The sequence below is a fragment of the Streptomyces marokkonensis genome (assembly GCF_008312835.1).
Lineage (GTDB): Bacteria > Actinomycetota > Actinomycetes > Streptomycetales > Streptomycetaceae > Streptomyces > Streptomyces marokkonensis_A.
Window position 1 is genome coordinate 86,437 of record NZ_VSKS01000008.1, and the last position, 21,853, is coordinate 108,289.

The 21,853-nt window shown below is 72.9% G+C and carries 21 protein-coding genes; 7 read left to right on the forward strand and 14 right to left on the reverse strand.

What is annotated here, in order from left to right; genetic code table 11:
* Positions 1-2 precede the first annotated feature (2 nt).
* Positions 3-7,688 carry a non-ribosomal peptide synthetase gene (locus tag F1615_RS15900; RefSeq protein WP_149549639.1) on the reverse strand — a complete coding sequence of 2,562 codons (7,686 nt, stop codon included), beginning with the start codon at positions 7,686-7,688 and terminating at the stop codon, positions 3-5.
* Between the two features lie 273 nt (positions 7,689-7,961).
* On the opposite strand from F1615_RS15900, the gene F1615_RS15905 reads away from it, so the two are divergent.
* From F1615_RS15905 to F1615_RS15915, 3 genes are all read left to right on the forward strand, one after another.
* Positions 7,962-9,185 carry a cytochrome P450 gene (locus F1615_RS15905; RefSeq protein ID WP_149549640.1) on the forward strand — a complete coding sequence of 408 codons (1,224 nt, stop codon included), beginning with the start codon at positions 7,962-7,964 and terminating at the stop codon, positions 9,183-9,185.
* A gap of 5 nt (positions 9,186-9,190) precedes the next feature.
* Positions 9,191-9,388 (forward strand): ferredoxin, encoded by a 198-nt coding sequence (locus F1615_RS15910; protein WP_149549641.1) that lies wholly within the window; start codon positions 9,191-9,193, stop codon positions 9,386-9,388.
* Between the two features lie 103 nt (positions 9,389-9,491).
* Positions 9,492-10,292, forward strand: coding sequence for a hypothetical protein (locus F1615_RS15915; protein ID WP_149549642.1), 801 nt, complete (start codon positions 9,492-9,494; stop codon positions 10,290-10,292).
* A 45-nt stretch (positions 10,293-10,337) separates the two neighbouring features.
* Here F1615_RS15915 and F1615_RS15920 read toward each other — a convergent pair whose 3' ends face one another.
* The 5 genes from F1615_RS15920 to F1615_RS15940 are packed head-to-tail and all read right to left on the reverse strand — an operon-like array spanning position 10,338 to position 12,703.
* Positions 10,338-11,282: a hypothetical protein gene (locus tag F1615_RS15920; protein WP_208818327.1), complete on the reverse strand. Its 945-nt coding sequence runs from the start codon at positions 11,280-11,282 to the stop codon at positions 10,338-10,340.
* Entirely contained in the window at positions 11,279-11,701 is a 423-nt protein-coding gene (locus F1615_RS15925) for a hypothetical protein (protein ID WP_149549643.1), read from the reverse strand. The genes F1615_RS15920 and F1615_RS15925 overlap by 4 nt, the downstream gene beginning before the upstream one ends.
* A complete protein-coding gene (locus tag F1615_RS15930) occupies positions 11,701-12,108 on the reverse strand; it encodes a hypothetical protein (protein ID WP_149549644.1) in 408 nt (135 codons plus the stop codon). The genes F1615_RS15925 and F1615_RS15930 overlap by 1 nt, the downstream gene beginning before the upstream one ends.
* The gene (locus F1615_RS15935) at positions 12,108-12,452 is read right to left on the reverse strand and encodes a DsrE family protein (RefSeq protein WP_149549645.1); all 345 of its coding nucleotides are present in this window, start codon (positions 12,450-12,452) and stop codon (positions 12,108-12,110) included. The genes F1615_RS15930 and F1615_RS15935 overlap by 1 nt, the downstream gene beginning before the upstream one ends.
* On the reverse strand, positions 12,452-12,703 hold the full coding sequence (locus tag F1615_RS15940) for an acyl carrier protein (protein ID WP_051858698.1): 252 nt from the start codon (positions 12,701-12,703) through the stop codon (positions 12,452-12,454). Before F1615_RS15940 ends, F1615_RS15935 begins: the two co-directional genes overlap by 1 nt.
* Before the next feature lie 201 nt (positions 12,704-12,904).
* On the opposite strand from F1615_RS15940, the gene F1615_RS15945 reads away from it, so the two are divergent.
* The 3 genes from F1615_RS15945 to F1615_RS15955 all read left to right on the forward strand — a co-directional run bounded on the left by F1615_RS15945 (position 12,905) and on the right by F1615_RS15955 (position 16,072).
* Positions 12,905-14,041, forward strand: a complete 1,137-nt coding sequence (locus F1615_RS15945; protein ID WP_167533765.1) for a beta-ketoacyl-[acyl-carrier-protein] synthase family protein — start codon at positions 12,905-12,907, stop codon at positions 14,039-14,041.
* Complete coding sequence (locus tag F1615_RS15950) at positions 14,038-15,045, forward strand: beta-ketoacyl synthase N-terminal-like domain-containing protein (RefSeq protein WP_149549647.1); 1,008 nt, start codon at positions 14,038-14,040, stop codon at positions 15,043-15,045. The genes F1615_RS15945 and F1615_RS15950 overlap by 4 nt, the downstream gene beginning before the upstream one ends.
* Positions 15,046-15,253: 208 nt before the next feature.
* Entirely contained in the window at positions 15,254-16,072 is an 819-nt protein-coding gene (locus F1615_RS15955; RefSeq protein ID WP_208818328.1) for a hypothetical protein, read from the forward strand.
* Between the two features lie 65 nt (positions 16,073-16,137).
* Here the strand turns inward: F1615_RS15955 and F1615_RS15960 are convergent, their stop codons facing one another.
* From F1615_RS15960 to F1615_RS15975, 4 genes are all read right to left on the reverse strand, one after another.
* Positions 16,138-16,932 carry a thioesterase II family protein gene (locus tag F1615_RS15960; RefSeq protein WP_244328759.1) on the reverse strand — a complete coding sequence of 265 codons (795 nt, stop codon included), beginning with the start codon at positions 16,930-16,932 and terminating at the stop codon, positions 16,138-16,140.
* 4 nt (positions 16,933-16,936) lie between these two features.
* Positions 16,937-17,155 carry an MbtH family protein gene (locus F1615_RS15965; protein ID WP_037940294.1) on the reverse strand — a complete coding sequence of 73 codons (219 nt, stop codon included), beginning with the start codon at positions 17,153-17,155 and terminating at the stop codon, positions 16,937-16,939.
* Positions 17,156-17,201: 46 nt separating this feature from the next.
* Entirely contained in the window at positions 17,202-17,492 is a 291-nt protein-coding gene (locus tag F1615_RS15970) for a helix-turn-helix domain-containing protein (protein ID WP_149549649.1), read from the reverse strand.
* Positions 17,493-17,673: 181 nt separating this feature from the next.
* On the reverse strand, positions 17,674-18,612 hold the full coding sequence (locus F1615_RS15975; RefSeq protein WP_149549650.1) for a DUF1731 domain-containing protein: 939 nt from the start codon (positions 18,610-18,612) through the stop codon (positions 17,674-17,676).
* A 138-nt stretch (positions 18,613-18,750) separates the two neighbouring features.
* Here F1615_RS15975 and F1615_RS15980 point away from each other — a divergent pair, with 138 nt between their 5' ends.
* Positions 18,751-19,014, forward strand: coding sequence for a hypothetical protein (locus F1615_RS15980; RefSeq protein ID WP_149549651.1), 264 nt, complete (start codon positions 18,751-18,753; stop codon positions 19,012-19,014).
* A gap of 397 nt (positions 19,015-19,411) precedes the next feature.
* Here F1615_RS15980 and F1615_RS15985 read toward each other — a convergent pair whose 3' ends face one another.
* The 4 genes from F1615_RS15985 to F1615_RS16000 all read right to left on the reverse strand — a co-directional run bounded on the left by F1615_RS15985 (position 19,412) and on the right by F1615_RS16000 (position 21,743).
* A complete protein-coding gene (locus F1615_RS15985) occupies positions 19,412-20,143 on the reverse strand; it encodes a hypothetical protein (RefSeq protein WP_149549652.1) in 732 nt (243 codons plus the stop codon).
* Positions 20,144-20,249: 106 nt separating this feature from the next.
* Positions 20,250-20,678: a PIN domain-containing protein gene (locus F1615_RS15990; protein WP_149549653.1), complete on the reverse strand. Its 429-nt coding sequence runs from the start codon at positions 20,676-20,678 to the stop codon at positions 20,250-20,252.
* On the reverse strand, positions 20,675-20,923 hold the full coding sequence (locus F1615_RS15995; protein WP_149549654.1) for a type II toxin-antitoxin system Phd/YefM family antitoxin: 249 nt from the start codon (positions 20,921-20,923) through the stop codon (positions 20,675-20,677). Before F1615_RS15995 ends, F1615_RS15990 begins: the two co-directional genes overlap by 4 nt.
* Before the next feature lie 553 nt (positions 20,924-21,476).
* On the reverse strand, positions 21,477-21,743 hold the full coding sequence (locus tag F1615_RS16000) for a DUF397 domain-containing protein (protein ID WP_341873441.1): 267 nt from the start codon (positions 21,741-21,743) through the stop codon (positions 21,477-21,479).
* Positions 21,744-21,853: the final 110 nt, after the last annotated feature.

Sequence of the window (21,853 nt, forward strand, 5' to 3'; positions counted from 1 at the left end):
GACTAAACGCTCCAATTCGATGCGAACTCGTCCAGCTCGTCCTGGGAGACCAGGGGGATGTCCCACTCGCTGCCGGCCGCCGGGTCGTCCGCGCCGGTGGCGTCGGGTGCGGGGCCGGCCGCCGCGGCGATGGCCCGGACGGTGCGGTGGGCGAAGACGTCCTGCGCGGTCAGGGAGAGTCCCGCCGCCCGTGCCTTGCTGACCACCTGGATGGAGACGATGCTGTCGCCGCCCTGGCGGAAGAAGTCGTCGTCCGCGCCGACCCGGGGCAGCCCCAGCACCTCGGCGAAGATCCGGGCGATGGTCTCCTCCTCGGGGGTGGCGGGTGCCAGCTGCGAGGCGGAGGCGGCGGCGTCCGGCGCGGGCAGCGCCTTCTGGTCGAGCTTGCCGTTCGGGGTGACCGGCAGGGCGTCCAGGACGACCAGCGCGGCGGGCACCATGTAGTCGGGCAGGCGCTCGGCGAGCGCGGCGTGCAGTGCGGTGACCAGGGCGCCGTCCTTGCGGCCGGCGAGCGGGTCGTTGGCGTACCGCTCCGGTGCCGGGCCCGGCAGGTACAGGTCCCGGTAGGCCGGTGGCGCCGTCGTGCCGTCCTCCGGTACGAACACGGCGTCCAGCCGTCCGTCGGCGGCCCCGGCCGTCCAGGTGACCAGCGCCCGGTAGCCGTTGCGGGCCCCGAGGTCGGTCAGCGCGGTCACGACGACGCCGTCCCGCACGGGGACGCCGTCGATCTCGGCGACCGCCACCAGGTCGGCGGCCAGCCGGGCGTTGGGGATGCCGGCGACCCGCAGCGGGGCCGGGTGCGCCTCGCGCAGGCGCTCGGACAGTCCCGTGAAGCCGCCGGCGTCGTCCCAGGGGACGGCCGGCACCGCGGCGAGGGAGACCGTGTCCGCCGGACGCTTGTGCAGCACCACGTCGTAGCGGTAGCGGCTCAGCTCGTTGTCGTACGCGCCCTGCTTGATCCGGACGTCGACGCCGCCGAAGCCGTCGAGGACGTCCGCGAGGGTGTCGAACAGGCCCGGGTCGACGAGCAGTTCGGTCTCCCGCTCGACCGCCCGGTCCACGGCCGAGCGCGCCGCGTCGGCGCTGTCGCCGGGGCTCTGGACCTGGTGGACGCCCGCCCGCATGCAGCGCAGCAGCCTCAGGTCGCGGATGTCGCCGAGGAAGACGCGGCCGGTGTCGCCGAGCAGGCCGAACGCCGTGCGGATGACGTCGGTCAGGTAGTCGACGCTCGGGAAGTACTGCGCCACGGAGTTGATGACCACGGTGTCGAACGTCCCGGCCGGCACCCCCTCCAGGCGGTGGGCCGGGGCGGCCGTGAACCGGGTCCGCCCGGCGAGCACCGGGTCGTCGGCGGTCTGGCGGCGCAGCGTCTCGATGACCGTGGCGGACAGGTCGGTGCCCCAGTACAGCTCCACGTGGGGTGCGACGGGCGCCATGATCAGGCCGGCGCCGACGCCGATCTCCAGCACGCGGCGCGGCCGCAGTTCCAGGATCCGCTCGACGGTGGCCGCCCGCCAGGCGCGCATCTCCTCCTCGGGCAGCACGGAGCCGTCGTAACTGCTGTGCCAGCCCGCGAAGTTCTCGCCGAGCGGCGGGCCGTCGTCGACGGCGGCCCCGTACACCTCCTCGTTGATGACCTCCCACTGCTCGACCTGGTCGGTCTCCAGACCGGTGTCGCGGTCCTCGGCGGCCTCCTGGGCGGGCACCACGTAGCCGACGAGCCTGCGCTCACCGGGCCGGTCCTCGCGGATCACGACGGCCGCCGACGCCACCTGCGGCTGGTCGGTCAGCACGCCCGCGATCTCGTCCGGTTCCACCCGGAAGCCGCGCAGCTTCACCTGTTCGTCGGCGCGGCCGACGAACTCCAGCTGCCCGTCGGCGCGCCACCGCACGACGTCGCCGGTGCGGTACATCCGCTCCCCCGGCTCGCCGAACGGGGCGGGGACGAACCGCTCGGCGGTCAGGCCGGGCCGGCCCAGGTAGCCGCGGGCGAGTCCGCGCCCGGCCACGTACAGCTCGCCGTCGACACCGGGCGGGACCGGGCCGAGCCGGGAGTCGAGCACGTACACCCGTGTGTTGGCGATCGGGGTGCCGATGGGCGGGACGGCCGCCTCGGTGAGCGGCTCGCTCATGGTCGCGCAGACCGTGGTCTCGGTGGGGCCGTAGGCGTTGATCATGCGGCGGCCGTGGGACCAGATCCCGGCGAGTTCCGCGGGGCAGGCCTCACCGGCGACCGTGAGGACCAGGTCCGCGGGCACGGCGGCCGGGTCGAGGCCGGTCAGCGCGACCGGCGGGATGGTGGCGTGGGTGACGCGGTACTCGGTCAGGAACCGGGCCAGGGCGTCGCCGAGCAGCAGGCCGGTGTCGACGGGGAGGACGAGGGTGGCGCCGCGGAGCAGGGCGATGCAGGTCTCGGACACGGCCGCGTCGAAGCTCGGCGTGGCGTACTGCACGACCCGGCTGTCCCGCCGGACCGCGAACCGCTCGATCTGGGCGGCGGCGAGGTTGCCGATGCCGCGGTGGGTGACGACGACGCCCTTGGGGCGGCCGGTCGAGCCGGAGGTGTAGATGACGTAGGCGGCGTGGTCGGCCGAGACGGGCCTGATCCGTTCGCTGTCGGTGAGCCGGGTGTCGGGCCGGGCGGCGATCTCGGCCGCGGTGGCGGGGTCGTCGACCACCAGCCGGGGCCGGTCCCCGATCACCTCGGCGGCCGTCCCGTCGACCTCGGCGCAGGTCAGCGTCAGCGCGGGCGCGCAGTCGCCGGCCATGAAGGCGACCCGGTCGCGCGGATAGGCGGGGTCGACGGGGACGAACGCGGCGCCCGCGGTGACCACGGCGAGCTGGGCCACGACCAGGTCGACCGACTTGGGCATGACCAGCAGGACGCGGTCCTCCGCGCCGATGCCCCGCGCGACGAGCTGCCGGGCGAGCCGGTTGACCCGCGCCTCCAGAGCCGCGTACGACAGCTCCTCGGCGCCCGCGACCAGGGCGGGGGCCTCGGGCGTACGGGCGACCTGGGCGGCGAACAGGGCGGGCAGGGTGTCGAGGTCGACGGCGCGCGCGGTGTCGTTCCACTCGGTGAGGACCCGCCGGCGCTCGTCGTCGCGGAGCACGTCCAGCTCGCTCAGCCGGGCGGCCGGCCTGGCCGTCGCCGCGTCCAGCAGCCGCACCAGCCGCTCGATGAGCAGCTCGACGGTGGAGCGGTCGTACAGGTCGGTCGCGTACTCGACGGCGCAGACCATGTGGTCGGGGGTGTCGCCCCCGTCGCGCACCTCACGGAAGTCGAAGAGCAGGTCGAGCTTGGCGGTGTGGGTGACGGCCGGCTCGATCCACGCGTCGAGCCCGGGCAGGTCCAGGGTCGGCGTCGCGTTGTTCTGGAAGCCGAGGCCGATCTGGATGAGCGGGTGGCGGCCCGCCGACCGTTCGGGGTTGACGGCCTCGACGAGCCGCTCGAACGGCAGGTCCTGGTTGGCGAAGGCGGCGAGGCCGTCCGCCCGCGCCGTGCCGAGCAGGTCGTCGAAGCGGGGGTCGCCGGTGAGGTCGGTGCGCATCACGAGGGTGTTGACGAGGAAGCCGACCAGGTCGTCCAGCGCCTCGTCGGTGCGGCCCGCGATGGAGATGCCGAGGGGGATGTCGTCCCCGGCGCCGAGCTTGCTCAGCAGCGCGGCCAGCGCGGTCTGCACGACCATGAACGGGCTGACGTCGAACTCGCGCGAGCAGCGCATGAGCTGCTGGTACTGCGCGGGCGTGAGGGCGAAGCGCAGGGTCTCGCCGCGGTAGGAGGCGACGGCCGGCCGCGGCCGGTCGGTGGGCAGGGTGACCTCCTCCGGCAGCCCGGCCAGGTACCGCTTCCAGTGCGCGAGCTGGCCGCGGATGGCGGAGCCGGGGTCGTCCTCGTCGCCGAGGATCGCCCGCTGCCACAGCGTGTAGTCCGCGTACTGCACCGGCAGCGGCCGCCAGTCGGGTGCCTTGCCCTGGCTGCGGGCGGTGTAGGCCGTCTCGAGGTCGCGGGTCAGGGGCACCAGGGACCAGCCGTCGCCGGCGATGTGGTGCACCGGCATGAGCAGCGCGTGGTCCTCCGGCGAGACGCGGAAGAGGTGGGCGCGCACGGGCGCCTCGGTGGCCAGGTCGAAACCGATGCCGGCCCGCTCGGCCATGGCGCCGGCCAGGTCCTCGGCGGCGATCTCGGTGACGCCCATGACCGGGGTCGCCTCCGCGGCGGACAGGATGTGCTGGCGGGGAGTGCCGCCGGTGTCGGGGAAGACGGTGCGCAGGCTCTCGTGGCGGGCGATCACGTCGCCGATGGCGGCCTGCAGCGCCTCCTCGTCGAGCGAGCCGAGGAGGCGCACCACGAGCGGGATGTTGTACGTGCCGGCCCCGCCGTCGATCTTGTCGACGAACCACAGCCGCAGCTGCGCGAAGGACAGCGGGATCTCCTCCGGCTTGTCCATCACGGTGAGCGGGCGCCGGGCCTCGGGCACGTTGCCGGTGCCGGCCAGCCAGGCGATCAGCGCGGCCGGGGTGGGCTGCTCGAAGACGGTGCGGATGGCCAGCTCCACGCCGAACGCGGCGCGGATGCGGCTGACGAGCCGGGTGGCGAGCAGCGAGTGGCCGCCCAGGTCGAAGAAGTTGTCGTCCATGGAGACCGACGGCAGGCCGAGGATCTCCGCGAACAGGCCGCAGAAGATCTCCTCTTCGGGCGTGCGCGGGGCGCGGCCGGAGCTGGTGGCGCCGACGTCGGGGGCGGGCAGCGCCCGGGTGTCGAGCTTGCCGTTGGTGGTCAGCGGGAGGGCGTCGAGCTCCACGAACCAGGACGGCACCATGTGGTCGGGCAGTTCGGCGGCGGCGTGCTTGCGCAGGGCCGCCGGCTCCGGCGCGGCGCCGTCGCCCCCGCCGCCGACGACGTAGGCCACCAGCCGCTTGTCGCCGGGGGTGTCCTCGCGCACGACGACCGCGGCCTGGCGCACGTCCGGGTGGCGCAGTACGGCGGACTCGATCTCACCCGGCTCGATGCGGAATCCGCGGATCTTGACCTGGTGGTCGGAGCGGCCCAGGTACTCGAGGTTGGCGGTGCCGTCCTCGGCCCAGCGCACCACGTCGCCGGAGCGGTACATGCGCTGCCCGGCCGGGCCGAAGGGGTCGGCGACGAACCGGGTGGAGGTCAGGTCCGGCCGGCCGAGGTAGCCGTCGGCGACGCCGGGCCCGCTGACGTAGAGCTCGCCGGGGACGCCGGGCGGGGCCGGGCGCAGCGCGCCGTCGAGGACGTACAGGCGCAGGTCGCGGATGCCGAGGCCGATCATGCTGCCGGTGCCGGCCGTGGCGTCGGAGGCGTTCAGCAGGAACTCGGTGGTGTGCACCGTGGTCTCGGTGATGCCGTACATGTTGACCAGCCGCGGCGCGTCCTCCTCGTGCCGCTCGTACCACTGCGCGAGCCGGCCGAACTCCAGGGCCTCGCCGCCGAAGACGACGAGGCGCAGGGCGAGCCCGGCGCCCGTCTCCGGTTCGTCGGCGTCGGCCTGGATCAGCTGGTAGAAGGCCGAGGGGGTCTGGTTGAGCACGGTGACCCGTTCACGGGCCAGCAGGCGCAGGAACTCGTGGGGCGAGCGGGTCACGTGGTGCGGCGGCACCAGCAGTCCGGCGCCGTGCAGCAGGGCGCCCCAGATCTCCCACACGGAGAAGTCGAAGGCGTAGGAGTGGAACAGCGCCCACACGTCGTCGGGGCCGAAGCCGCTCCAGTGGGCGGTCTGGTCGAGCAGCCGGATCACGTTCTGGTGGGCGACCACGACGCCCTTGGGGCGGCCGGTGGAGCCGGACGTGTAGATGACGTAGGCGGCCTGCTGGGGCAGGAGCGGGCCGCCCCGTTCGCCGTCCTCGACGGGCGCGCCGGACAGCGCGGCCAGGGCGATGCGGGTGAACGCCTCGTCCAGCACGATCGTGGGGACGTCGCCCTCGGGGCGGGCGGCCAGGGTGTCCTGGTGGGCGGTGACCATGGCGGTCGGGCGGGCGTCGCCGAGGATGTAGGCGGCCCGGTCGGCCGGGGAGTCGGGGTCGATCGGCAGGTAGGCCGCGCCGGCCTTGACCGTGGCGAGCAGCGCCACGGGCAGGTCCACCGAGCGGGGCATGGCCAGCGCGACGAGGTCGCCGCGCCGCACACCGCGGGAGATCAGCAGGCGGGCCAGCCGGTTGGAGCGCTCGTCGAGCTCCCGGTAGGTCAGGGTGCGGCGGTCGTCGCCGTCGAAGCCGATGACGGCCGTGTTGCCGGGGTGGGCGGCGGCCGCACCGGCGAAACGTTCGGTCAGGGTCGACAGCACGGGCTCCGGCGTGGAGTCCACGCCGCCCCACTCGTCCACCAGGCGGGTCCGCAGCTCGTCGTCCACCGTGTCCAGCGCGCCGATCGGGCGGTGCGGGCGGGCGGCGAGTTCGCCGAGCATCCGCGCGAGGAGGCGGTGGTGGCGCTCGGCGGCGCCGGAGCGGTAGACGTCCGGGTTGGCCGTCATGTCGAACCGGAAGCCGCCGTCCGGCTCGGCCATCACGATCAGGGAGAAGTCGTCGTCCTGCCCGGCCGTCAGCGGGTGCAGGGTGGCGGGGATCCCGGCGAACTCCACGGACGAGGACGCCACGTGCAGGTTGAGGCGCGGCCCGAGCAGCCGGCCGTCGGAGCCGAGGAGCTTGAGGTCGCGGCGCAGGTCCTCGTAGCGGTACCGCTTGTGGCGGGAGGCCGCGCGCATGCGCTGGTGGGCGTGGCGGACGAGTTCGGCCGCGGTCATCTCCGGCCGCACGTCCAGGCGGACGCCGATGACGTTGGAGACCATGCCGGGCACGGCGCGGCCCGCGGCGGTGGTGCGGGCGGCGACGGACAGCGCGACGACCACGTCCGAGGTGCCGGTGATGCGGCTGGTGTACGCGGCGAGGGCGGCCAGCACGGCGGCCGGCCAGCCGACGCCCACCGAGCGGGCCACGTCGCGGACGGCGTCCGCGGTGCCCGCCGGTACCCGCGCACTGCCCCGCACCTGGTGGTCCGGCATCGCCGTCGGCCGGTCGCCGAGGCTCGCCACGGCCGGGGTGTCGGCGAACTGGGCGGTCCAGAAGTCCCGGTCGGCCTCGAAGGCGGCGGACCGCCGGTAGGCGGCCTCGTCGTCGATCAGCGTGCGCAGCGGCGGGAACGCGCCGTCGGCGGTGTCCTGCCCGGCGACGAGCCGGGTGTAGATCTCGGCGACGCGGGCGGCGACGAGGCTCGCGCCGGCGGCGTCCATCACCACGTGGTGGTAGCGGTAGTAGAACAGGGCGCGGTCGTCGGCGACCTTGAGGAGGGCGAACCGGTACAGCGGCTCCCCGCCGGGGTCCAGCGGGGTCCCGGCGTCGGCCCACATCCACGCCGAGGCCTCGTCCCGGGGCCGCTCGGCGGACGTGAGGTCGACGACCTCCACGGGCTGTCCGGACCAGTCGCCGACGGGCTCGAGGACCTGCGCCGGGCCGGTGCCGTCGTCGGTGATGCGGACGCGCAGCGCCTCTGTCTCGGTGACGGTCTGACGCATCGCGGAGACGAACAGCCGCTCGTCGACGGCCCCTTCGATGTCCAGGTACAGGGCCGCGTTGAACGTGGCGTTCGGGCCGCTGAGGCTCTGTGCGTACCAGATTCCGGCCTGGCCGGCGGTCAGTGGCAGAACCGTGGCTGACGAGTCAGACATCTGTCCTCTGTTCTCTTCGGGCCGGGCCGATCCGGTGTTCGGCGGTCAGGGCGGGAAAGGCCGGTGCTCAGGCCTACTGACTCAACGGATACACGATCCGGAAATCGCTGTCGCGGGCCGATGCAATTTCCGGAAACGCCCTCGCCGCAGGGGAATTCAGCTTTTTCTAATCGGCCTGTCTGCAGCTAGCGGCAAACGGTCCCGGGAAGCGCGCCGCGCTCCTTAGGATCGGCCCGCAAGAAATGACCTCAGCTCAGATTTAGGGGTAACGTCATGACCGACGCCGAGACGAAGATGGCGACGTGCCCCGTCGCCCCGCACGGCTGGCCCAACCCGCTGCTGCCGGAGTACGACCAACTGCCGGAAGGCCGCCCGCTGACGCAGGTCACCATGCCGTCGGGCAGCAAGGCGTGGCTGGTCGCGCGGCACGACCAGATCCAGCGTCTGCTGGCCGACAACCGCTTCAGCGTCGAGCCGCACCCGACGTTCCCGATCCGGTTCCCCGCGCCGCAGGAACTGCTCGACATGATCGCCCGCGACGCGAAGAACCTGCTGGTGACCATGGACCCGCCGCGCCACACGCGGGTCCGTCAGATGGCGCTGCCCGACTTCACCATCAAGGCCGCGGAGAAGCTCCGGCCGAGGATGCAGGACCTGATCGACTTCCACCTGGACAAGATGGAGGCCGAGGGCGCCCCCGCCGACCTGGTCCAGGCGCTGGCCCTGCCCTTCCCCGCGCAGGTGATCTGCGAGCTGGCCGGCATCCCCGAGGGCGACCGGGAGATCTTCACCCGCAACGCGGCGATCATGGTGGGCACCCGGCACTCGTACACCATGGAGCAGAAGCTCGCGGCCAACGAGGAGCTGATGAAGTACTTCGCGGCCCTCGTCACCGAGAAGCAGAGCAACCCGACCGACGACATGCTCGGCAACTTCATCGCCCGGGCGGGCAAGACCGACGAGTTCGACCACCACGGTCTGACCCTGATGACCAAGATGCTGCTGCTCGCCGGCTACGAGTTCATCGTGAACCGGATCGCGCTCGGCATCCAGGCCCTGGTCGAGCACCCCGAGCAGCTCGCCGCGCTGCGCGCCGACATCCCGGGCCTGATGCCCAAGACCGTGGACGAGGTGCTGCGTTACTACAGCCTGGTCGACGAGATCATCGCCCGTGTCGCGCTGGAGGACGTCGAGATCGACGGCGTCACCATCAAGGCCGGCGAGGGCATCCTGGTCCTCAAGGGCCTGGCCGACCGCGACCCGGCCAAGTACACCGACCCGGACGTCTTCGACATCCACCGCGACTCCCGCGACCACCTGGCCTTCGGCTACGGCGTCCACCAGTGCCTCGGCCAGCACGTCGCGCGTCTGATGCTGGAGATGTGCCTCACCAGCCTGGTCGAGCGCTTCCCCGGGCTGCACCTGGTGGAGAGCGACGAGCCGATCGAGCTCATCGACGGGCTGCCGCCGGTCCACAAGCTGACGATCGGCTGGTAGGCGCGATGAAGGTACACGCCGAACGCGACCGCTGCATCGGGGCCGGTCTGTGCACGCTGCACGCCCCGTCCGTCTTCGACCAGGAGGACGACGGGATGGTGGTCGTCATCAACGACTCGCCCACCGGTGCCGACGCCGACGACGCCCGCAAGGTCGCGGAGCACCTCTGCCCGGGCAAGGCCGTCCGCGTCACCGGCGGCTGATCCCCCTTCCCGTCCCCGGGCCGCGGGTCCGGCCCCCCGTCGACGTCGAGGGGGGCCGGACCCGCGGCCGTTTCCCCGCCCCCGTACTGGAGTGGACAGACCCATGACACAGCTCAGCGGATGGAAGGTGCTCGGCCCCGGCCGGGCCGGCGGCGACCTGGTGCTCGCCGTCGACTTCGCCACCACCGGCCGGTCCGACTCGGCCTTCTCCGACCTCGCCCCGCGTCTCGACCCGGCGCTCGCCGTGTGGGAGACCCGGCAGCCGGCCGGCTCCGCTCCCCTGCCGGCCGAGGACTACCTCGCGCTGTGGGACGGCGGGGCGGCGGCCGACGGCCGACGGGTGCGGGCCGTGCTCGGCTACTGCGCCGGCAGCGTGTTCGCCGGCGAGCTGGCCGCCCGGATCGCGGCCCGCCAGGGCGAGGCTCCCCACCTGGTGCTCTTCGAGCCGGAGGTGCCGGCGCCGGCCGGCCTGTACCGGGACTTCGCCGCGATGATGAACCAGTTCGCCTCGGTGCTGACCGCCGACGAGGTGGGCGCCGCCCAGCGGGAGGCCGACGCCGCGTGCACGGACGACGTGGACTTCGGCGCCTACGGCGACGTCCTCGTGCGGATCTTCATGGAGCGGGCCGGCGCGGCGTTCGCCCGCGAGGAGCTGGACACCGAGCTCCTTGACGAGTTCGTCGCGGTGTTCCGCTCGTACGTCTCCTACCTGGATGCCGCGCGGCGGATCGACCCGGCCGCCGCCTGGCTCACCGGGACGGCCGTGCGCTCCCGGACACCCGCGGAGGGCGCGCCGCCCGCCGGACGGACCGTGGACGTCGACGTGGACCACGCGGACCTGCTGCGCGACGCGCGGGTCGCCGAGGTGGTCGGACAGCTCATCGGCTCGTACGCGACGCCCTGACAGCGCGAACCGGCCCCCGACGGGGGCCGGTTCGCTCTGCGCTGTTCAGGAGGCGGCGGTCATGGCGCGGTCGACCCGCTCGCGCGGCCGGCTGGAACCGACCAGGGCGCCGACCGTCATCACGCACCGGTCCCCGTCCCAGGTCCGCCCGGAGACGAAGACGTTGTTCGCCATCAACCGGTCGATCCACGACTCGTGGCGCAGTACGGCGCCGGGACGCACCTCGCCGAAGAAGCGGCATTCGCGGAAGGCGGCGGCCACGGGGACGCCCTCGGCGGTGCCGGTGGACAGCCACAGCAGCACCGAGGCCTGCCCGAAGGACTCCAGCATCAGGGACCTGGGGTACATGTACCGCGACAGGGGCAGCCCTTCGGCCATCCGCCCGTAGCAGGGCTCGGAGCCGGAGACCGCCTTGGCCACGGTGATCCGCCGCCCGGGGTCGAGGGATTCGACCCGGTCCACCATGAGCATGGGGTGCCGTACCGGGAGCAGGCCGAGGACGCCGGTGTAGTCGGGGCCTGGCGCCCCGCCCGCGGCGGGGGGCGCCAGGCCCTCCGGCGGCGTCGCGGCCAGCGCGGCGTCACGGTCGCCGAGCGTCGCCTTCACCGCCGCGACGGGTGTGCCGTCCTGGCGGGTTCCCTGCGCGGTCACCCGCCGGCGTCCCTCCCCGGCGGGGCTCACGGTGACGTCCAGACGGATCTCGTCGCCCCCCTGCATCGGCGCCAGCCAGCGCCCCGACCGCACCTCCAGCAGGTTCAGCGGCTCGTCCGCGCCGACGATCGTGGTCACCGCCTGCCGCAGCGCCTCCAGCACGAACACGGCGGGCAGCAGCGTCAGCCCCGGGAAGTGCCCCGCCATGTACGGGTCGCCGGGGTCGACGGTCTTGTACAGCGCGAACCGGGTCTCGGCCCCCTCGGACAGCACCTCGATCCGGTCCACCGCGCGCAGCGGCGCGGCGTAGCCGTTCGTCGCGGGCGCCCCGGCGGTCATACGAACCACACCTGGTCGTACTGCGGCCAGCGCAGGGCGAGTTCGGCCGGGTCGAGGCAGACGGTCCCGGCGACGAGCCGCTCCGGGGCGAAGCCCAGGGCCGTCACCGCGTCCCGGTCCACGAAGACGGTGAAGCCCTCGGCGACGAGGTCCCGCACGGAGCCGCGGTAGTCCGGCAGCGTGTCGAGCTCCATCGTGCCGAGCCGCACCGACGGCCGGTAGTCGTCCTCCTCGACGGCGAGCGTCACCGCCGGGCCGCGCAGGGCCACGTCGACCCTCTCGAACTGGCCGTGCAGGTCGAGCAGTCCGTACAGGGCGTGGAAGAACTGCGCCTCGACCGCGCCCCGGTGGGCCCGGTCCAGGACGCACAGCACGGGCGGGCCAAGACCGGTGCGCTTCGTCGCGGTGCTTCCGCTCATCATGCCCCTCCGAGGTAGAGCGTCTGCCGGGCGCCGGCGATGGTCGCCGCCAGCCGCAGCGGGGAGCGGTGCCGTACCTGCGGGACGTGGTGCACGGCGCCGCGCTCCTCGGAGCAGGCGGTGCACGCGATCCAGCCGAAACGGCCGCCGCCGTCGGCGATCATCCGCTGCACGACGGCCGACGGGGACGGGTAATGGCCCTCCGGGTTCCGCGTGTTGGGGAGCTTGGTGTCGCCGAAGGTGTCCTGGGTCATCATGTTGGCGTAGCCGCACGCCCAGACGCGTACCGAACCGCCCCGGTCCAGCATCGCCTGGGACAGGCGCAGCGCCGAGGTCACCACGTCGCTGGAGTGCGGGGCCGCGGTGAGGATCAGCAGCAGGTCCCACATGCGGCGTTCCATGGCCATCAGTGCCACACCCCCCGGCAGCCGTCCTCGCTCAGCGCCGCGGCGACGGCGTCCATGCCGGCGACCCGGACGTGCGGGGAGAGCGTGGTGGCCGACAGGGCGCGCTGGGCCGCGGAGAAGTCGTCCACCAGGATCTCGGCCCCGGCCGCGGCCAGTCGCCGGATCTCGGGGACGTCCGTGCCCACGGCGGTCAGCACGCCGTCCTCGACGAGGAAGACCCGTACCCGGTGCCCGGCCTCGGCGAGTGCCGCGGCGTCCCTCAGGAAGGTGCCCGCGTTGGGGCCGGCCCAGTTCCCCTTGCTCTCGATCATGAGGTAGCCGGGGGCCGCGGTCCGCGCGTCCATCAACCGCCCAGCTTCCGGTTCAGCAGGCCGAGGATGTCGGGGAACCGGCGGACGGTGCCGAGCTCCTCCTCGGGAATCCTGATGCCGTAGCGCTGTTCCAGCGTGACCGCGAGTTCCAGGGCCACGACGGAATCGACGCCCAGTTCCTCGATGAGGAGGATGTCGTCGGTCAGCGCCGACTGTTCGACATCCAGCGTGTCCGCCACCAGCTCGCGAAGTTCCGACACGTCCAGCGTGGTTTCGGCACTCACCGGAATTCCCTTTCCTCGGGTCATTCGCACGTTTTTCTGTCATGCGTTTCGCCGATGGATGCTAGGTCAGCGCACGGGGGGTGACGAGGCGACCGGTCGGCCCCTGCAGGTACTTGCAGGGACGCCGGTGCCGGAATGCCCGTGAATGCATCCTGAATGGCACGGACAAACGGGCAAGTGGACTGCGAGGCGGGTGCACGGGTGACAGTGGTGGTCACGGGACTGGGCGCGGTGAGCTGTTTCGGCAGCGGCACCGGCGCGCTGTGGGAGGGCCTGCTGCGCGCGGACCGGCGGCCGGAGCCCGCGCCGGACCTCTGCGGCCTGCCGGCCCGCCCGCACCTGTACGCGGCACCGGACACCGGTGCTCCCGGCACCGGCCGGACCGGCGCGCTGCTGGCGACGGCCGTCGCCGAGGCCGTCGCGGAGGCCGGGCTGACCCGGCGGGACCTGCTCGACGCCGGGCTGGCCGTGGGCACCTCGCTGGGCGACATCGATCTCGCGGAACGGGCCGGAGAGCCCGGCCCGCACCCCGCCACCCACCGGGTCACGGCCTTGCTCGCCGCCCGGTTCGGCGTCGGTGGCCCCGGCCAGACGCTCTCCACCGCCTGCTCCGCGGGCGCCTACGCGGTCGCCTGGGGCGCCGAGCTGATCGGGACGGGACAGGCGGACGTCGTCGTCGCCTGCGGCGGGGACGCCTTCTCCCGCGTCGCCGTCGGCACCCTGCAGCGCTTCGGGCTGCTGGACGGCGAGTGCTGCCGCCCCTTCGACACCCACCGGGCCGGCATGGTCACCGGTGAGGGCGCCGCCGCGCTGGTGCTGGAGTCCGCCGAGTCCGCGCGGCGGCGCGGCAGGACGGCGCACGCCGTGCTGGCCGGACACGGCTGGAGCTGCGACGCCCACCACCCGATGGCACCGGAGCCGTCCGGCGAACAGCTGCGCCGCTCGGCCGCCCGGGCCCTCGCCGGGCTCGACGGGATCCCGGGCGCGGCCGTGCTGCACCGCGCCGGGGTGGCGGTCAACGACACCGTGGAGGCCACCGCGATCGGCGAGGCGGTGAGCGCCGCCGGCGGGTCGGGCGGCGAGGTGCTCGGCTACGCGCCCAAGGCGGTCATGGGGCACACGGCGGGCGCGGCCGGTGTGTTCGGCTGCGTGATCGCGGCCCTCGTCCTGCGCCACGGCCTGGTCCCGCCCAACGCGCACGTCACCGACCCGGACCTCGAGTGCCCGCTGACGGTCCCCCTCGACGGACCGGTGCCGCTCCCCCGCCCCTCGGTCCTGGTCAGCGGCACCGGCTTCGGCGGCAACAACGCCGTCCTGACCTGGCGGGCCGCCGCATGACCGTACTGATCACCGGCGTCGGCGCCGTCGCCGAGGAGCCGCGGCCGGACGCGGGTGACGTCCCGTGGTTCGACCCGGCCGCCCATCTCGGCCGGCGGGGCTGGAAGTACCTCACCCCGGCCACCCGCTACCTCCTCGCGGCGGGCAACGAGGCCCTCGGCCGGCGCCACGACGACCCCCCGCTGGCCGGTGCCGCCTCGGAGCGGTTCGGCGTGGTGACCGGCACCCAGTACGCGATCGACCGCGTCCACCGCCGGATGAACGCGACCCTGACCACCGAGGGCGTCCACGGGATCAGCCCCGCCGAGGTGCCGGGCTTCTCGATGAACACGCCCGGCAGCCAGCTCGCCATCACCACCGGCGCCCGCGCCTTCTCGGTCACGCTCACCAATCCGGTGACGGCGGGTCTGGAGGCCGTGCAGTTCGCGGTCACGGCCCTGCGCACGGGCCGGGCGGACGTGGTGGTGGCCGCGGCGGCCGACCAGGCATCCGAGGACCACGGCGGGAGCGGCGAGTACGACGCCGCGGCGGCCGTCGTGCTGTCGGCGAGGGGGCGGGCTCCCGGCACGGCAGGCGCCGGCCGCCCCCTCGCGGCGGTCACCGGCGCGCTGTCCCGGTTCCTGGCACCGGGACCCGCCGGTGGTCCGGATCCCGCGGCGCTCGCCGCGAGCGCGGCCCGGATCGCCGCCCTGCCCCGCACCGCCGGCGCCGTAGGCCCGCGGGCCGCGCGGGCCGTACGTCTGGTGGTGGTCGCACCGCCCGCCGCCACCCCGCTCGCCCTCGCGGTCCGCGACGCCGTGACCACGGCCCTGGCCGACACCCGGAGCATGGTGCGGGACGCGGCGGTGCACCCTGCGCGCCACTGCGCGGTGTCGGGCCTGCTGGAGCTGATCGCCCTGGCCCGGCCGGACGGCGGCGGCCCCGCTCTGCTGGTGTCCGTTTCCGAATCCGGGCATCTCACCGCAATACGAATCGACGACGCCGTTGGCCCCGAATTCACCTGAGTGGCGAAATCTCGTGGATGCGCCGGGACCTTTTGACCTGCCCACCGACCCCGGATAGCGTGCCGATATGACAGTGAGGGCAGAACAGCCGACCGATCGATTGACCAGGTTTCGCCGAATCGGCGGCCTGGGAGCAGCCATAGCGGTGACGCCGTATCTGCTCATCAAAATCGTGTGGACTTTCGGTTTCTTTATTCCGACCGAGGAAATGGGCGGCGCGGACTGGCGTGCGATCAACGCGGCGACCGCGTTCCTCGCCGCCGTCGGCATCGTGCTGGCGATGGCGTTCTCCCGGCCCTGGGGCGAGCGCCTGCCCGCGTGGCTGGTGGCGCTGCCCGTGTGGGTCGGCACCGGCCTGCTCGTGCCCATGCTGCTGCTGGCACCCGTGCTCGGCCCGGCCGCCATGAACCGCGACCAGGACGCCGGTTCACCGGACTTCTGGATCTACGAGCAGATCCTGGTGATGATCTCGCTGGTCGGAGTCGGGGTGGGCCTTCCGGTCGCCCTGGCCGGCTACGCCAGGGCGCGCTGGCCGGAAGCCCTGGGCGGCCCGCTCCGGTGTGCCGAACCGGTCGGCGGCACCCGGCAGTTGCAGGTGACACTGGCCAGGCTGGTCGCCGTCGGCTGCGCCCTGCTCGCCTGCGTCAAGGTCTTCTGGGCCGCGGGCGGGACCCTCGGCCTCGACGCGGACGAGCTGGACCGCCGCGACCTGTGGTGGCACATGCTGTCACTGAGCACGGCCGCCTGGGCGCTCGCCGGGGCGTGGGGCATCCTGGTGCTGACCGCGCAGCGCGGTGCGCGCCGCTTCCTGCCGCCGATGGCCGCCGCCTGGGTGTCCTCGGGCATGCTGTTCGCCTACAGCGTCTACAACCTGCTGACCCTCACCGACATGCAGCAGCCCTCCCCCGAACTTCCGATAGCGGGAGCGCTGGCCCGGGACGTCAGCGCGGTCCTCGGCGTGACGATGGGCCTGACCCTGCTGCTGGTCCTGCACGACCGCAAGCGCGCACTGCGCGACACCGGTTGAGGCACACGGAACCCACGACTCGGCCCCACGGCGCGGTGATCGCGCCGCGGGGCCGAGTCGTCCGGTCAGCGGGTGGGGGCGGCCGCACCGGGCACGGGCAGGGTGCACCACTCGGGCAGCCTGGACCACACCTCCGGCGTGTAGAAGTGCCCGCCGGGCAGTTCCACGGCCTGGAAGGGCCCCCGCGTCAGGGGCCGCCAGTGGCGCTCCACGTCCGCGAACGGCGCGACGTCCTCGGTGCCGTACAGCACCCGCAGCGGCACCGACACCCCTGAACCCTCGACGAATTCGTAGGACTCGGTCACCGCGAGGTCCGCGCGGAGCAGGTCCACCGCGATGTTGAGCAGCTCCGGTTCGGCCGCGATCGCGGGGGACACCTGGCCGAGGTCACGCATCCAGCGCACGAGGGCGTCGGCGCTGTCGTCCGACCGCGGCACGTCGTCGCGTGGCGTCTCCCGGCGCTTGTGCGGGGCCACCCCGCCCGACACCACGAGCGCCTCGGGCGGTGCGACGCCGAGGCGTTCGAGTTCGGCCGCCGTCTCGAAGGCGACCCAGGAGCCCATGCTGTGGCCGAACAGGATGTAGGGACGTCCGGTGAGCCCGCGCACCGACCGCACCACGTCGTCGCGCAGCTCCGTCCAGACCCGGGCGAACGGCGTACCGAAGCGCGCCTCCCGTCCCGGGTAGCAGATCAGCGCCAGTTCCACGTCGTCCGGCAGGGCCTCGGCCCACTGCCGGAACGGCGCGGTGCCGCCCCCGCAGTAGCTCAGACACACCAGGACCCGCTCGGCGTGCGGCCGCGGCCGGGGCCGCTGCACCGCGGCGCCGCCCGCCGTCTTCACGATCGTCGCCGTCCTCACCGGCCTACTCGGCACCTTCCATCTGGCGCACCAGGCTGAGCGGACGCATGTCGGTCCAGTTCTCGTTGACGTAGTCGAGACAGGCCTGCCGGCTGTCCTCGGGGTGCGCCACCGTCCAGCCCGCCGGCACCTCGGCGAACGCCGGCCAGAGCGAGTGCTGGCCCTCGTCGTTGACCAGCACGCGGTACTGGGCGTCGTTGTCCTCGAAGGGATTGGTGCTCATCGTCCACTCTCCAAGCAGTTCGCTACTCGTTCCCTGTACGGCGATGTCACGCGCTGCATTCCTGGTCCCGGACCGCACCCGCCCGCGCGCCGTGCGCGTCACGCATGCTGTCGATGAGCAGGAGCACCGCACGCACCGACGGCAGGATCATCCGCCCGTCCCCCGTCAGCCGCGCTCCCGTGGGATGCCGGGTGAACAGCTTGAAACCGAGGGACTCTTCCAGACGCTTGACCTGATAGGTGATCGCCGGCTGGGAATAGCCCAGTTTCCGTGCCGCGACATCCATGCGACCGGTTTCCGCGATCAGAACAAAGGCCCGGAACTCGCGCTCGTGCATCCTGCCCCCCATGCGGCCACACCCACGGCAGCGCCCGATCACAAAAACCGCCGCACCGGAAACGCTACCGACCGCGAACCGGGCCTTCGCCCGCCCTTACATGAACCTGCACCGGGACCCGGTCACCGGCACACGGCCGCCGGAGAGGAAAGCCAATACGCCGCCGCGCGCCGCGGAATACTCACGCTTTCCTGCGCCGCACCAGGTCGCGGGCCGCCTCCGGCCACCGCGGGTACGCGAAGCCGAAGCCCGCGTCGAGCAGCCGGCCGGGGACCACCCGGCGGCTCTTGAGCAGCAGCTCCGTGTCCGAGCGCAGGGCGAACGCGCCCACTTCGGCCATCCACCGCGTCGCCGGCAGCCCCACCGGCATCCGCCACGCCCCGCGCAGGTCGCGCATGAACGCGCGCTGGGGCAGCGGCCCGGGGGCCGCCAGGTTCACCGGTCCGAAGAGGTCCTCCCGGTCGATCAGGAACTCGACCGCGCGGACGAAGTCGTGGTCGTGGATCCACGACACGTACTGCCCGCCGCCCGCGACGGGCCCGCCCAACCCGAGCCGGGTCATCCACGACAGGACGTCGAAGACGCCGCCACGGTCGGGGCTCATCACCATGGCGGCGCGCAGGGCCACCTTGCGGGTGTGCGGGGTGTCGGCCTCTTCCTGCTCCCGCTCCCAGCACCTGGCGATCCCGACGCTGTAGGACCAGTAGCCCGGCACGTCCGGTTCCGTCCCGCCGATGACGCCGGTCGCCTCGTCGTGGGGCGCGTCGAACCGGTGGGCGTAGACGGTGGCGGTGCTCATCTGGAGCCAGACCCGGGGAGGCCGCGCGGCGGCGCCGATCACTTCGCCGACGACGCGGGTGGACAGCACCCGCGAGTCCATCATGGCGCGGAGGTTGGCGGGGGTGTAACGGCAGTTCACGCTGCGGCCGGCGAGGTTGATCACGACGTCGCTGCCGTCGATCGCCTCCACCCACGGCCCCGGTGTCGCGCCGTCCCAGTACACCTGGCCGGGCGCCGTCGGCCGCCTGGTCAGCACCACGACCTCGTGCCCGGCGGCGCTCAGCGCGCGGTTCAGGACGCTTCCCACCTGCCCGGTGCCCCCGGGAATCACGATCCTCATCAGCCCCGCCCTCCGTCGGGCCTCACCCTACACAGCTTTTGAACGTGTTCAAATAGTCGCTCCGACGTGTCATGATGGCGGCGCAGGGGTCCATCAACCCGCGTCGACGACGCCGACCACCTCGAGCGAGGAGCCACCATGGCCACCGGATCCGGATCCACGGACAGCCCCGCGACCCTCTACGGGCCCGTCTCCCTCGTCCTCGGCACGGCCGCTCTGGTCGCCGCCGTGTTCGCCGGCCTCCTCGGCATCGCGATCCCGCTGCTCTTCGGCAGCCTGGCCCTCACCTTCGCGCTGCTCGGCCTGGGCCGGGGGCTCAACCGGGTCCAGTGCGGCGTCGGCCTGGCCACGGGAGCCCTGAGCGTGCTCCACCCCGTCCTCCTGGCCGCAGCCTGGACATGACGTGGCGGAGCCCGGGAGTCGTATCCAGCTCCCGGGCCCCTGGGGATGCCACCCACTTGCGCACGCCGGCGGCGTTTAAGAGGACGGATCAGTCATCATGCCGTCGTGTTCTTCCTTTGAACTACCGCGCCAGGCAAGAGGCGCAGGCGAGAGTCGAACTCGCATCCGACGGCGTTCGTCCGTCCCCGGTCGGTCCGGCGATCGGCGGCGATGCTGAGACTGGAGCGAGAGTCTGAGATTGACCGCGGCCGCCGTCTCGGCGAGCCGCGCTTTCAGGCTGAACTTCAGTTTCAGCTTGCGCTCCTGGCGCGAACCGGTCCTCAATCCGGCCCGCGCCCCGTAGCGCACCCCCGCGCTCGCACGCGGGGGCGATCATGATGGCTCTCTTCGGTCGGCGTCAGCCGAACAGGTAGCCGAACACCGCGTCCCCGACCCGCTGGTCGGTGACCTCGGCGCCGTTGGCCTCCTCGCGGGCGAACTTCACCGCCTGCTGGAGCTTCTCGACCCGCTCGGCGAGCTCGTTGACCCGCCGCGCGGGGAGCGCCCCGGAGAACTTCACGGTCGTCCAGTACCCGATGGGCACGTCCTCGTAGTACACCTCGACCTGCGCCGGGTGCTTGTCGGTCGCCTCCGCCTTGACGTGGTTGCGCGGGACCTTCTTGGTGCGGATGGTCCGCACCGGGTCCGTCTTCCACCAGTCCGTGGACGGGTCGTGGGACCAGGACTCGGCGGCGTCGAGGGTGGGCAGCTTCTTGACGAAGGTGTGCAGATCGGTGAGCTGCTTCTCGAGGAAGAGCAGGTAGCTGACCGGCACGTCGGCGACGACGGTCCGCCCGTCGACCGTGACGTCCGCCCGGGCCGTGCAGTTCGCCCAGTCCTTGGTGGCGGTCACGTCGAACAGCCGCGTCAGCGAGGCGGCCATCTCCCGCAGCACGTCCTCCCCCTGCACCTGCACCCGCGTCGACTCGGGCGGCAGCTGCTCACCCTCCTCGTCCTTCGGCTGGTACGTGCGCGAGATCCCGGCCAGCAGCGCGGGCTTCTGCACCTTGGCGTGCGCGGCGTTGATGTCCTGGAGCGACTTGCTCTTGACACCCTTCTCGACAGCGATGATCTGATTCAGCTTCGCCATGTCGTCCCCCTCTTTCGAACAGGCAGGAACTTAACCCGCCAGGTCGAACAGGCGCAGCTCCTTTATTGCCGCGGCACGTCAACCGCTGCCGCCCGCCGCCGGGGAGTCACTGGTCGTCAGGCCACAGGCGGAACGCGGAGTGCCCGGTCAGGGGCCGGACCATGCGGAAGTGACGGCGGTCCAGGGTGAGGATGGCGTCCGTGTGGTATTCGGCCGCCATCACCACGTTCATCGTGTCCGTGAGGCCGATCTGCGGATATCTGCGCATGGTGACCAGCGCCGTCGACAGATGCGGTTCGATCTCCGGGACCGCGTACCGGCGCACGGCGACGCGGTCCCGGACGTGGCCCAGCGCCGCGTGCGCGGCCTCGGGTCCGACCCGTGAGCCGAGGAGGTAGTCGAGTTCGGCGAGGACCAGCGGGCTCACCACCAGGTGTGAGGCAGCCGCGACCGCCTTGCGGCAGGCCGCGTGCTCGGGAGCGTCCGCGTCGAACAGCGAGAACAGGCCCGAGGTGTCGGCAATGAGGACGGTCATGCGCCGAAGCCCTCCAGGTACGAGCCGCGGCCCTCGGACCAGTCGATCCTGGAGCCGCTGTGGAACACGGGGATGTCGTCGTCACCCATCGGGTCCGTGGGGTGATCGGGTACGGGCTCCTCCGTGACCGGCGACAGCATGGCGACCGGCCGTCCGTTCTTCGTCACCGTGATCCGCTCGCCGCGCTCGGCCGCAGCGAGGATCCTCGAGGCGTTCTGATTGAATTCACGCGCGGTCGTCTCCATGTACTACATGGTACTACGCGGGCGGACCGGCGCGGGAGGCACGTCGCTCGGCCGTCCGTTTGGCGACATAACGGGGCGTACGCGCGCGTCGGCCGACGGGTGGCCGGCGAGGCGACGTGGAGGAGGACCCGGCCCCTTCCGCGGACAGGGCGGAGGACGTGCTCCCGGCACGTCCAGCGGTGAGCCAACCCCTCCCGGGGCGTCGTCCGGCGACCGCCGCCGTTTCTTGACCTGCACATCTGACCCGGTGAGGCCGGTTCACACGGTGTGCCGCACGTAGGGCGCAGTTAAGCGGTACAGCAGCGTCGCTGGGACCACGGCGGCGAGGCACGCACGACGGGCAGGGGAGACAGTGGGGTGAGCGTTCAGCAGACCGGCACCGCACCCGGCCCCGCTGCCGCGGTACGCCCCGCACCCGCCCCCGCCGGCTCGCCGCTGACCGCCGGTCGCCCCTCACCATGTATACCGGCCGTCCCGGCTCCGGACGCCCTCGCTCTGTGAATCCGGAGCCGCAGGGCACACCAGCAAGGCGACGATTCAGTGGCGGATCCGGTCAGCCGCGAACCCCACGAACGCGGCCGCCCACGTCTCCGAACCAATCGCCAGACCCGGGCCGGTTCGTGTCCTTCGTGTCCCGTACGTGCACGACGTGCTGACAAGTGGCCACCTCCACGCACTGGCCGCCTTCCCCGCTGCTGTAAGTGCCTTTGAACCATGCCAATCCAACCGCGTTCTTCATCCCGGGCTCCGGGGGAGCCGCCTCCGGCTCCCCCTGATCGGCCACCGTCGTCTCCCTCGGCTCCCGCACCGTCTCACTCATCGCCCCACACACCTCCGCCACCCATCGGCCGGTCCGCCCAACTCCGGCGCTTCGCCGGGAGACACGCCCTGCCCCGCGTACACACGCCGCCGAAACACGTACAACGTCCC

What these genes read in the sequence shown, in the direction of transcription:
- F1615_RS15915 (WP_149549642.1), top strand. Translation starts at nt 9,492, where the DNA reads ATGACACAGCTCAGCGGATGGAAGGTGCTCGGCCCCGGCCGGGCCGGC.
- F1615_RS15995 (WP_149549654.1), bottom strand. Translation starts at nt 20,923, where the DNA reads ATGGAGACGACCGCGCGTGAATTCAATCAGAACGCCTCGAGGATCCTC.
- F1615_RS15900 (WP_149549639.1), bottom strand. Translation starts at nt 7,688, where the DNA reads ATGTCTGACTCGTCAGCCACGGTTCTGCCACTGACCGCCGGCCAGGCC.
- F1615_RS15970 (WP_149549649.1), bottom strand. Translation starts at nt 17,492, where the DNA reads ATGCACGAGCGCGAGTTCCGGGCCTTTGTTCTGATCGCGGAAACCGGT.
- F1615_RS15985 (WP_149549652.1), bottom strand. Translation starts at nt 20,143, where the DNA reads ATGGCGAAGCTGAATCAGATCATCGCTGTCGAGAAGGGTGTCAAGAGC.
- F1615_RS15975 (WP_149549650.1), bottom strand. Translation starts at nt 18,612, where the DNA reads ATGAGGATCGTGATTCCCGGGGGCACCGGGCAGGTGGGAAGCGTCCTG.
- F1615_RS15930 (WP_149549644.1), bottom strand. Translation starts at nt 12,108, where the DNA reads ATGGCCATGGAACGCCGCATGTGGGACCTGCTGCTGATCCTCACCGCG.
- F1615_RS15910 (WP_149549641.1), top strand. Translation starts at nt 9,191, where the DNA reads ATGAAGGTACACGCCGAACGCGACCGCTGCATCGGGGCCGGTCTGTGC.
- F1615_RS16000 (WP_341873441.1), bottom strand. Translation starts at nt 21,743, where the DNA reads ATGAGTGAGACGGTGCGGGAGCCGAGGGAGACGACGGTGGCCGATCAG.
- F1615_RS15950 (WP_149549647.1), top strand. Translation starts at nt 14,038, where the DNA reads ATGACCGTACTGATCACCGGCGTCGGCGCCGTCGCCGAGGAGCCGCGG.
- F1615_RS15980 (WP_149549651.1), top strand. Translation starts at nt 18,751, where the DNA reads ATGGCCACCGGATCCGGATCCACGGACAGCCCCGCGACCCTCTACGGG.
- F1615_RS15965 (WP_037940294.1), bottom strand. Translation starts at nt 17,155, where the DNA reads ATGAGCACCAATCCCTTCGAGGACAACGACGCCCAGTACCGCGTGCTG.
- F1615_RS15990 (WP_149549653.1), bottom strand. Translation starts at nt 20,678, where the DNA reads ATGACCGTCCTCATTGCCGACACCTCGGGCCTGTTCTCGCTGTTCGAC.
- F1615_RS15905 (WP_149549640.1), top strand. Translation starts at nt 7,962, where the DNA reads ATGACCGACGCCGAGACGAAGATGGCGACGTGCCCCGTCGCCCCGCAC.
- F1615_RS15920 (WP_208818327.1), bottom strand. Translation starts at nt 11,282, where the DNA reads ATGACCGCCGGGGCGCCCGCGACGAACGGCTACGCCGCGCCGCTGCGC.
- F1615_RS15955 (WP_208818328.1), top strand. Translation starts at nt 15,254, where the DNA reads ATGGGCGGCGCGGACTGGCGTGCGATCAACGCGGCGACCGCGTTCCTC.
- F1615_RS15925 (WP_149549643.1), bottom strand. Translation starts at nt 11,701, where the DNA reads ATGAGCGGAAGCACCGCGACGAAGCGCACCGGTCTTGGCCCGCCCGTG.
- F1615_RS15935 (WP_149549645.1), bottom strand. Translation starts at nt 12,452, where the DNA reads ATGGACGCGCGGACCGCGGCCCCCGGCTACCTCATGATCGAGAGCAAG.